Annotated in this window: 6 protein-coding genes; all 6 read left to right on the top strand. The window is 41.0% G+C overall.

Annotation, left to right across the window (positions count from 1 at the left end; genetic code table 11):
- The first annotated feature begins 354 nt into the window (after positions 1-354).
- The 6 genes from Hs30E_RS04035 (at position 355) to rpoB (ending at position 10,210) form a co-directional block, all read left to right on the top strand.
- The gene (locus Hs30E_RS04035) at positions 355-1,110 is read left to right on the top strand and encodes a polyphosphate polymerase domain-containing protein (RefSeq protein ID WP_172208183.1); all 756 of its coding nucleotides are present in this window, start codon (positions 355-357) and stop codon (positions 1,108-1,110) included.
- Positions 1,088-1,768 carry a DUF4956 domain-containing protein gene (locus Hs30E_RS04030; RefSeq protein WP_172208181.1) on the top strand — a complete coding sequence of 227 codons (681 nt, stop codon included), beginning with the start codon at positions 1,088-1,090 and terminating at the stop codon, positions 1,766-1,768. Before Hs30E_RS04035 ends, Hs30E_RS04030 begins: the two co-directional genes overlap by 23 nt.
- Before the next feature lie 16 nt (positions 1,769-1,784).
- Positions 1,785-3,089 carry a carbohydrate-binding domain-containing protein gene (locus tag Hs30E_RS04025; protein ID WP_172208179.1) on the top strand — a complete coding sequence of 435 codons (1,305 nt, stop codon included), beginning with the start codon at positions 1,785-1,787 and terminating at the stop codon, positions 3,087-3,089.
- Between the two features lie 93 nt (positions 3,090-3,182).
- Complete coding sequence (locus Hs30E_RS04020) at positions 3,183-4,208, top strand: Gfo/Idh/MocA family oxidoreductase (protein WP_172208177.1); 1,026 nt, start codon at positions 3,183-3,185, stop codon at positions 4,206-4,208.
- Positions 4,209-4,334: 126 nt separating this feature from the next.
- On the top strand, positions 4,335-6,218 hold the full coding sequence (gene pepO, locus Hs30E_RS04015) for an endopeptidase PepO (protein ID WP_172208175.1): 1,884 nt from the start codon (positions 4,335-4,337) through the stop codon (positions 6,216-6,218).
- 383 nt (positions 6,219-6,601) lie between these two features.
- Positions 6,602-10,210, top strand: a complete 3,609-nt coding sequence (gene rpoB / locus Hs30E_RS04010) for a DNA-directed RNA polymerase subunit beta (RefSeq protein WP_172208173.1) — start codon at positions 6,602-6,604, stop codon at positions 10,208-10,210.
- Positions 10,211-10,213: the final 3 nt, after the last annotated feature.

The following is a 10,213-nucleotide window of genomic DNA, read 5'->3' as shown; positions in this document are numbered from 1 at the left end:
CTTAGTCGCTGGTTGAGTTAGCTTAACGTTAAGTTCAAAGTGACGATCAACTTGAATAGGGGAAGTATCTGAATATAACCAGTCTTTTTCTTGTAAATGATACTTACTTAGGATATAATTAAACATGTCTTTCCTTTCTTTTGTGTTGCTTAGTAACTCACATTATAGAAGGAAGGATTTTTTTTGCAAAAAAATCGTCTGGGAATTTTTCCCACACGATTTATTATAGAGCCCTATAAAAAAACACATTAAATTGATGTTTTTTTATTTTAAGCTTCAAATCAGTTCCATTTAAGGTTTCTGAAAGTTTAATTTTGTAAAATATGTTTAACAAAGTAGAAATGGAGGCAAAACATGGCAAAAGTAAAAGTCAAAAGTGGTCAAATTTTTGAGCGTAAGGAGAAGAAATATTTGCTCACGCGTGATAAATTTGACTGCTTGGTTGAGCGTTTGCAGCCTTATATGTCTTTTGATGACTATGGCTTACATACGATTCACACGATTTATTATGATACATCTGATTTTGATGTGATCAGGCATTCAGTTTCAAAACCGAAATTCAAGGAGAAATTGCGGCTGCGGAGCTATGGTCAGCCAACTAATGATAGTCAAGTTTTCATTGAACTCAAGAAAAAAGTTGCTGGTATTACCTATAAACGGCGCGAAAAGTTGATTTATGGACAAGCGCAAGCATTTTTAAAAGGGCGACAGATTGACAAAAAAAGTCAGATTTTAAATGAAATCGACTATTATCAAAAACAAGAACCATTGCAACCAAAAGTTTTGATTAGTTATGATAGGCTTGCCATGTTTGGTAAAAATGACCCTGATTTTCGGATAACTTTTGATCAAAATATCCGATATAGTTTGACGGAGTTTGACCTGACACAAGCGGATTCGATTACACAAGAATTGTTGACAGATGCTAACACAATTCTCATGGAAATTAAGATTTCTGAGTGTTTTCCATTAGAAATTTCACGACTTTTATCTGAACTCGACATTTATCAAGGTAAATTTACCAAATACGGCAACATCTATAAAGAAATTATTGCACCGATTTATTATCAAGAAAAGGAAAAAAACTATGCTTTCAAGTATTCTATCTAGTTCAACCAACACGCTTTCTGTCAGTTTGCCTGTTCTTTTGCTCACGATTTTCGCTAGTCTTATTGCGGGTCTGGTTATCGCCAAAGTTCATATGTATCGCAACGTTTATAGTAAACATCTCATTTTTACCGTGGCACTTTTACCAGTGCTTGTTTCAGCCATTATTATGGTTGTCAATGGTAATCTTGGCGCGGGGATTACCGTGGCTGGCGCATTCAGCTTGGTGCGTTTTCGTTCAGCGCCAGGTAACGCGCGTGAAATCACTACTGTTTTCTTTTCAATGGCGACAGGACTTGCCATTGGCATGGGCTATGTCACTTATGCTTTCATTTTTGTGATGATTGTTAGTTTGGCAATGATTGCTTACACGCATGCAAAATTTGGCGAATCAGTAACGGCAGAAAAACAAGTCAAGATTACATTGCCGGAATATACTGATTATAATTCCGAATTTAATCAAATTATGGGAGAATTTACGAATAGTTACAAATTAGAAACAGTCAAGACAACGAATCTTGGTAGCTTATTAGAGGCGACTTTTGTTATTATCGAAAAGGATACCACACAACAAAAGGCTTTTCTTGATAAATTGCGGGAGATAAATGGGAATCTACCGATTGTCATTCAAAGTAGCAAACTTGGTCTTAACGACCTTTAAGAAAGGTGAATTATAAATGAAAAATAAGAAAATACTAAGTATTGGACTTGTTGTTGTTTTATTAGCTCTTGTTTTTGGTACTGTTGCCATTTTCAACAAAGACAAAGAGACGGCGAGCAAAACAGCAACAACATCTGTTGTCAAATCATCAAGTCCAAGCGCTGAAAAAGTCGAGCCAACTTCGCTTGAAAATGCGACAAATGTTGATTTGTCAAAAGATCCCAACCTGACAATTACGCAACCTGGCACTTATGAGATAACAGGTAAGACGGAAAATGGGCAGATTACGGTCAATCTTGCAACAGATACTGATGAGGTAGTAATCGTGCTTAATAATGCTGAAATTGGCAATAGTACAACAGCACCGATTGCCATTCTAAATGGTAAAGAAGTCACGATTGAGACAGCTGAAAAAACGCTAAATACGATTTCAGGAACAGGTAATGATTCTGAAAAGACAGCAACTATCTATTCAAAAGACGATTTGAAATTCACAGGAAGTGGTACATTGGTCGTGACATCTGCTAATAATAACGCCATTCAATCTAAAAATGACTTGAAATTCAAGAGCGGTACTTACGATTTGACAGCGAAAAATGAGGCGATTAAAGGAAAAGACAGTGTGACTTTTGATGGTGGAACATTTACTTTAAATGCTGAAAGTAATGCGATTAAAACGACTAATATTGAAGAAGCTGATCAAGGTGTGATTACAGTCAACGCAGGCACTTTTGACATCAAGGCAACGAGCGATGGTTTTCATTCGGCGACCGATATTGTTATCAATAATGGCGACATCATACTTGAGGTCGAAGATGACGGCATGCACGCAGATGGGACGTTGACGGTCAATGACGGCAAAATCACGATTGAGAATTCTTATGAAGGGCTTGAGGCGAGTGATGTTCAAATCAAGGGCGGCACGATTGCGATTAAGGCACAAGATGATGGTATCAATGGCGCAGGTGGCAATGATACCGCGGCAACAACGCAAGACCGTTTTGGTTCAAGCACTGGTAGTATTGAGATTTCGGACGGTACGATAACGGTTGCTGCGGGACTTTCTGGCAGTGGTGACGGGATTGATTCAAATGGCGATTTGACGATAACAGGTGGTACGATTACGATAAACGATCCCTCTAGCGCCCGTGATTGGTCACCGATTGACTTTGACGGCAATTATAGCCAAAGTGGTGCAACGATTACGCAAGTTTCGGCAAATGGTACAAAAACAGCTATTACGGAAGAAAGTGCTGCTAGCCAAGGTGGCATGAAAGGCGGTGGTCTTGGTGGCGGTATGGGAGGTCGTGGCGGTCGCTAAGTCTTTCATAGGGAAAATCATTTTGTTTGCGATTTAAGCATTAGTAAGACCTCAAAAGTGTATTTTTAGAAGTGGTAGCGTATAATAGAAGTCATGAAGAAATTAAATATTGCTTATATCGGATTTGGCAAATCAACGAATCGTTATCATATTCCTTATGTGAAAAGCCGTGACAATATGAGAATTGGGCGGATTTACGCTCGAACTTTGGGGAAAAATCTTATTGCACAAGCTGAACTTGAGGCAACTGGCACGATTTTCACGACTGACGTTGCAGATATTATTGATGATGAGACGATTGACCTTGTTGTCGTTGTGACACCTGCAAATACGCATTTTGCCTTGGTTAAACAGTTGTTGCTGGCTGGTAAAAATGTGATGGTTGATAAGCCCGCTGTTGAAAAATTGTCTGAGATGGAAGAGTTGATTGATATTGCCAAGATGAAAAATTGCTTTTTCATGCCGTTTCAAAATCGTCGTTTTGATAGCGATTTTCTGACGGTTGAACATATTCTGAAAACGGGCTATTTGGGGCGAATCATTGATCTTGAGGTGCATATGGACCATTTTCGTCCTGATGAAACGATTTATCAGGCAAGTAAAATCAACGGTGCTTTTTATGGACATGGTGTCCATTTAGTTGATCAGATGATTGCTTTATTTGGTAAACCTGAAAAAGTTAGCTATGATATTCGTGCAACTCGAAATCCCCAAAGCCATGTTGATGACCACTTTGAAGTCGGACTTTTCTACGCTGATAACATGAAAGCGACCATTCAAGCGACAGAAATGGCGCTTGTTAGCTATCCAAAATGGCTGATTCAAGGAACGAACGGCAGTTATATCAAGTATAATATGGATCAACAGGAAAATGATCTCAAGAGCGGTATTATGCCAAGTGCGCGTGGTTTTGGCGAAGATGTGCCGCAAGATTTTGGTAAGCTGACTTATTTTAATCAAAGTGGCGATCGTATTGAGAAGTTTATGCCGGCCATAGTGGGCGATTACGGTCGGATTTATGACAATGTTTTTGATGTACTTGTCAATGGTGCTGAAAAAGTAGTTACGGATGCGCAAATGCTTGCTGTTATCGAACTTCTTGAGAATGGTTTTGGTTAATTTGAGGTTGAAAACATTTAAAATGTTAAAAAATGAAACTAAAAGTGTTGTTGATTAACAACTTGACGTTTTTTAGCCAAAAATCTGTTACAATTAAGATATATCAAAAATAGAAAAGAGAACAATATGGTAAGTGTAAAAGATGATTTGTTTGAGGCAATCAATGCTGATTGGCTTGAAAAGACGGAAATTCCGTCAGATCGGCCAAGAATTGCAGCTTTTGATGAGCTTGTCATTCACAATGAGAAAACGTTAATGGCAGATTTTGCCACTGTCACAACATTTGACGATCCTGTCATGGCTGAATTTGGCAAGTTTTATAAAAAAGCTGGCGATTTTATTGAGCGTTTTGAGTTTGGAGTTGCACCTGTCAAACCAGAGCTTGAAAAAGTCGAAAATTTACGTGATTTTGCTGATTTTGAAAGCAAGTTAGCTGATTTCATCTTCAATAGTCAAGCTGTCTTACCTTTTAGTTTATCTGTTGATACAGACATGAAAGATGCCGTGCATTATGCGCTGATTTTTTCTGGTGCGAAACTTATTTTGCCTGACACGACTTTCTATGCCGATGAACATCCGCGAAAGGCTGACTTACTTGCGATTTACAAGAAAAATACGACTGAAATTCTTGAACGTTTTGGTTATACCAATGATTTTTCGACAACAACAGCTGATAATGCAATTAAGTTTGATGCAATTTTGGCGCAATATGTTAATACCTCAGAAGAATGGGCTAAATACGCTGATTTATACAATCCAGTAGCGATTGCTGATTTTATTGCGGCTAGCCAAACTGTTAATTTTAATAAATTGATAACTGATTTGCTTGGAAAATTGCCTGAAAAAGTTGTCGTTTACGAAAAACGTTTTTATGCCAACTTTGATAAAATCGTCAATCATGAGAATTTTGACTTGATTAAATCTTGGTTATTGGTAAATGTTGCGCGCGGTGCGACAAGCTATTTGTCAGATGAGATGCGGATTCTTGGTGGCGAATTTTCTCGTGCGATTTCAGGAACAGCTGCAGCTCGTTCGCAAGAAAAACATGCTTTTGACTTGGCAACTGGTCAATTTTCACAAGCAGTCGGTCTTTATTATGGACATAAATATTTTGGCGAAGCAGCTAAAGCTGACGTTAAACACATGACAAGTCAGATGATTAAAGTTTATCAAGAGCGCCTTGACAGCAATACTTGGCTGAGTCGTGCAACGATTGATAAAGCGATTAAAAAACTTGATACGATGACAGTTTTTATTGGTTTTCCCGACAAATTGCCTGAGCTTTACAAGTCGTTTGTGGTTGGCAATGCTAGTATTTATGAAGATGTTGTGAGGTTTAGTCGTGCGCGTACTAAACGTCATTACGCAAAGTTTGCTGAACCTGTTGATAAGACAGAGTGGCACATGCCTGCGCATATGGTTAATGCTTACTTTAGTCCTGATAGCAATACGATTGTCTTTCCAGCGGCGATTCTTCAAAAGCCATTTTACTCGGCGACTGAGCAAACGCCTAGTCAGAATTACGGTGGCATTGGTGCGGTGATTGCCCATGAAATTTCTCACGCTTTTGACAATAACGGTGCACTTTTCGATGAATTTGGCAATATGAATAATTGGTGGACAGACGAGGACTTTAAAGCCTTTGAAGAAAAGCAAGCGTTGATGATTGCGGAATTTGACGGTTTAGAAGTCGCTGGTGGCAAGGTCAATGGTAAATTGGTTGTATCTGAAAATATTGCCGATGCAGGCGGTTTGACAGCTGCCATGACCGCTGCTCTACGTGAACCAACCGCTGATTTGACAGAGTTCTTTACCCAATGGGGAACGATTTGGCGGATGAAAGCTAGTCAAGATTACCAACAAATGCTACTGAGTGCTGATGTTCATGCACCAGGTAAGCTCCGTGCCAACGTTCATCCGACCAATCTGGACGAATTTTTTGAAACTTTCGAGATTAAAAAAGGCGACGGCATGTGGCGTGATGAAGATAAACGCGTTAAGATTTGGTAGAATAAGTTATAAAAACGAATGATTTTTATTGTTCGTTTTTTGCGATTTTTGTCGCACCTTGAAAAGCAATTAAAAATATGCTATAATAAATTAAACAGTTTGTCGGCAAAAATCGTGGGAAATATTGTCCCCACGGCTTTTGTGAGCAACGAGAATCCGTATTTTCGTTGCTTTTTTTGCTGTCTTGCACGAATGAAATTCATGAAATGTAACGCAAAAAAAATGTTTCTGAAAATTCCAAAAACTGTTTGTTGGTCAAATTGATGACCAACTGGAAGCAGAGAGAAACAGTAACCGACAAACCCAAATTTTCAAAATAAACCCTAGATATGGTTATTTTGAAACCTATCGCAAATTCACTTAATTTTTATGAGGAGAAGATCTTGGCAGGACATGACGTAGCATACGGTAAACACCGTACAAGACGCAGTTTTTCGCGAATCAAAGAAGTACTTGATTTGCCGAATTTGATCGAAATTCAAACCGATTCTTATCAAAATTTCTTGGACAAGGCTTTGGCTGATGTCTTCAAAGAAATGTTGCCAATCGACAACTTTGCGGGAACGAAATTCCTAGAATTTGTCGGTTATGAAATGAAAGACCCTAAATACACGATTGAGGAAGCGCGTGCGCATGATGCCAACTACTCGGCACCCTTAACCGTGACTTTTCGTCTTGTTGATAATGAAACTGGTGAGCTGAAAAATCAAGAAGTTTTCTTTGGTGATTTCCCGCTCATGACTGAAATGGGAACTTTCATCATCAATGGTGCTGAACGAATTATCGTTTCCCAATTGGTACGTTCGCCAGGGACTTATTTCCATCCAAAAGTGGATAAAAATGGTCTCGAATCTTATGGTCATACGACCATTCCTAACCGTGGGGCTTGGTTTGAGCTTGACACGGATGCCAAGGGTATCGGCTATGTTCGGATTGACCGCACACGTAAATTGCCGTTTACGACGATTTTTCGTGCGCTTGGTTTTGGTTCGGATGATGATATTTTTGAAATTCTCGGCGATAGTGACCTTTTGCGTGCAACCATTGAAAAAGATATTCACAAAAATGCTAGCGATACACGTACCGAAGAGGCGCTCAAAGACATCTATGATCGTCTGCGTCCGGGCGAGCCAAAAACTGCTGACAGCTCTCGTAGCCTTTTAACAGCGCGTTTCTTTGACCCACGTCGCTATGATTTTGCGCCAGTTGGGCGTTATAAAGTCAACAAAAAGTTGGCGCTTAAAAATCGTTTGTTAGGTTTAACTTTGGCAGAACCGCTTGTGAGTGGTGAAACGGGTGAGATTTTAGTGGATGCTAACACAGTCTTGTCACGTGAGGTGCTTGATTCGATTGAGACAGAACTTGATAATGGTCTGAACACTGTCACACTTTATCCGTCAGATGACGCTGTTTTAACTGAACCAGTTGATATTCAAGTCGTCAAAGTTATCTCGCCAAAAGATCCAGAAAAAGTTGTCAACGTGATTTCAAATGGTCAAATTCCAGCAGAAGTACGCAATTTGACACCTGCTGATATTATCGCTAATGTCAATTATTGGCTTGGTCTGAATGACAATATTGGACGTGTGGACGATATTGACCACTTGGGAAATCGTCGGATTCGCTCAGTTGGTGAGTTGTTGCAAAACCAAGTTCGTATCGGTCTTAGTCGTATGGAGCGTGTCATTCGTGAGCGGATGAGTTCAGCTGATGACCAAAATATGACACCGCAAAGTTTGATTAATATCCGACCAGTGACGGCTGCTATCAAGGAATTTTTTGGTAGTTCGCAGTTGTCACAGTTCATGGATCAGCATAATCCCTTGTCAGAGTTGTCTCACAAACGTCGTTTGTCGGCCTTAGGACCTGGTGGTTTGACACGTGACCGTGCGGGCTATGAAGTTCGTGACGTGCATTATACGCATTATGGGCGTATGTGTCCGATTGAAACACCCGAAGGACCAAACATTGGTTTGATTAACAACTTGTCATCATTTGGTCGTATCAATGAGTATGGCTTTGTCATGTCGCCATATCGTCGTATTGACCATGCAACTGGTGTTGTGACAGACGAGATTCATTATCTGACAGCTGATGAAGAAGATAACTATATCGTGGCGCAAGCTAATTCGCCATTGGCAAAAGACAATCAATTTGCCGTGGCTACTGTCATGGCGCGGACGCGTGGTAATAATATCGAAGTTGAGGCTGAAAAAGCTGACTTTATGGACGTTTCGCCAAAACAGGTAGTAGCAGTTGCGACGGCTTGTATTCCTTTCCTAGAAAATGATGACTCCAACCGTGCCCTTATGGGTGCGAACATGCAACGGCAAGCTGTCCCATTGATTGATCCGCATGCGCCGTATGTTGGGACTGGTATGGAACATCAGGCTGCACATGATTCGGGAGCTGCGATTCTTTCTAAATATGACGGAACAGTTGAGTACGTTGACGGTGCGGAGATTCGCATTCGTCGCACAACTGGCGAGTTGGACAAATATACAGTGACCAAATATCGTCGTTCAAACTCGGGAACGTCTTACAACCAACGCCCACTTGTCAATGTTGGCGATAAGGTTGATAAAGGCGAAATCATTGGTAATGGCCCTTCTATGGAGGGCGGAGAAATGGCGCTTGGTCAAAATCCACTCGTTGCCTATATGACTTGGGAAGGTTATAACTTCGAGGATGCCGTTATCATGAGTGAACGTCTTGTCAAAGATGACGTTTATACTTCCATTGCAATCGAAGAATATGAATCTGAAACGCGCGAAACAAAGCTTGGGCCAGAAGAAATTACACGTGAAATTCCAAACGTTGGTGAAGATGCCATGCGTCATTTGGATGAATTTGGGATTATTCGCATTGGTGCTGAGGTCAAAGAGGGCGATATTCTTGTTGGTAAAGTGACACCGAAAGGCGAAACTGATCCGACACCTGAAGAACGTTTGCTCCGTGCCATTTTCGGTGAAAAAGCGCGGGAAGTTCGCGATACGTCACTTCGTGTGCCACACGGTGCTGATGGTATCGTCCATGATGTCAAGATTTTCCGTCGTGAAAATGGCGATGAACTCCAAACAGGTGTCAATACCCTTGTGCGTGTTTTCATTGTCCAAAAACGTAAGATTCATGTTGGCGATAAAATGGCGGGTCGTCATGGTAATAAAGGGGTTGTTTCCCGCATTTTACCAGTTGAGGATATGCCCTATCTGCCAGACGGCACGCCTGTTGACATCATGCTTAACCCGCTCGGTGTACCATCACGGATGAATATCGGGCAAGTTATGGAACTCCATCTTGGTATGGCAGCTCGCACGCTTGATTTGCATATCGCAACGCCTGTTTTTGATGGGGCGCGTGATGAGGACATCTGGGCAACGGTCAAAGAGGCGGGCATGGCAGATGATGCTAAGACCGTGCTTTATGACGGACGGACTGGCGAGGCCTTTGATAACCGCGTGTCAGTCGGTGTCATGTACATGATCAAACTTCACCACATGGTTGACGACAAGCTCCATGCGCGTTCTGTCGGTCCTTACTCACTCGTGACCCAACAACCACTCGGCGGTAAAGCGCAGTTTGGTGGGCAACGTTTCGGGGAAATGGAAGTATGGGCGCTTGAGGCGTATGGCGCAGCCAATATTTTGCAAGAAATTCTGACCTATAAATCTGATGATGTCGTTGGTCGAACAAAAGCGTATGAGGCGATTGTCAAGGGAGAAAAAATTCCTGCACCAGGTTTACCAGAATCATTCCGCGTTTTAGTCAAAGAATTGCAGTCACTCGGACTTGATATGAAAGTCTTGGATGTAGATGAAAATGTCTTGGAACTTCGTGAACTTGACGACGATACTGATCCGCGCAATGAAAAAGAAGTTGAAGTAACAGTTGAAATGCTAGAGAAGAAAGAAGCAGAAGTGGCAGCAGCTGTTGCCATAGAAGATGCTGCAATTGAACAATCAGTAGCTGAAAAACTGAATAAATCTGATTGACTG

Origin of the sequence: Pseudolactococcus hodotermopsidis (genome assembly GCF_011170085.1) — a bacterium.
In the GTDB taxonomy this organism is placed as follows: Bacteria; Bacillota; Bacilli; order Lactobacillales; family Streptococcaceae; genus Pseudolactococcus; species Pseudolactococcus hodotermopsidis.
Note: the sequence above shows the minus strand (reverse complement) of the source record. Positions and strands in the feature narration are given on the sequence as shown.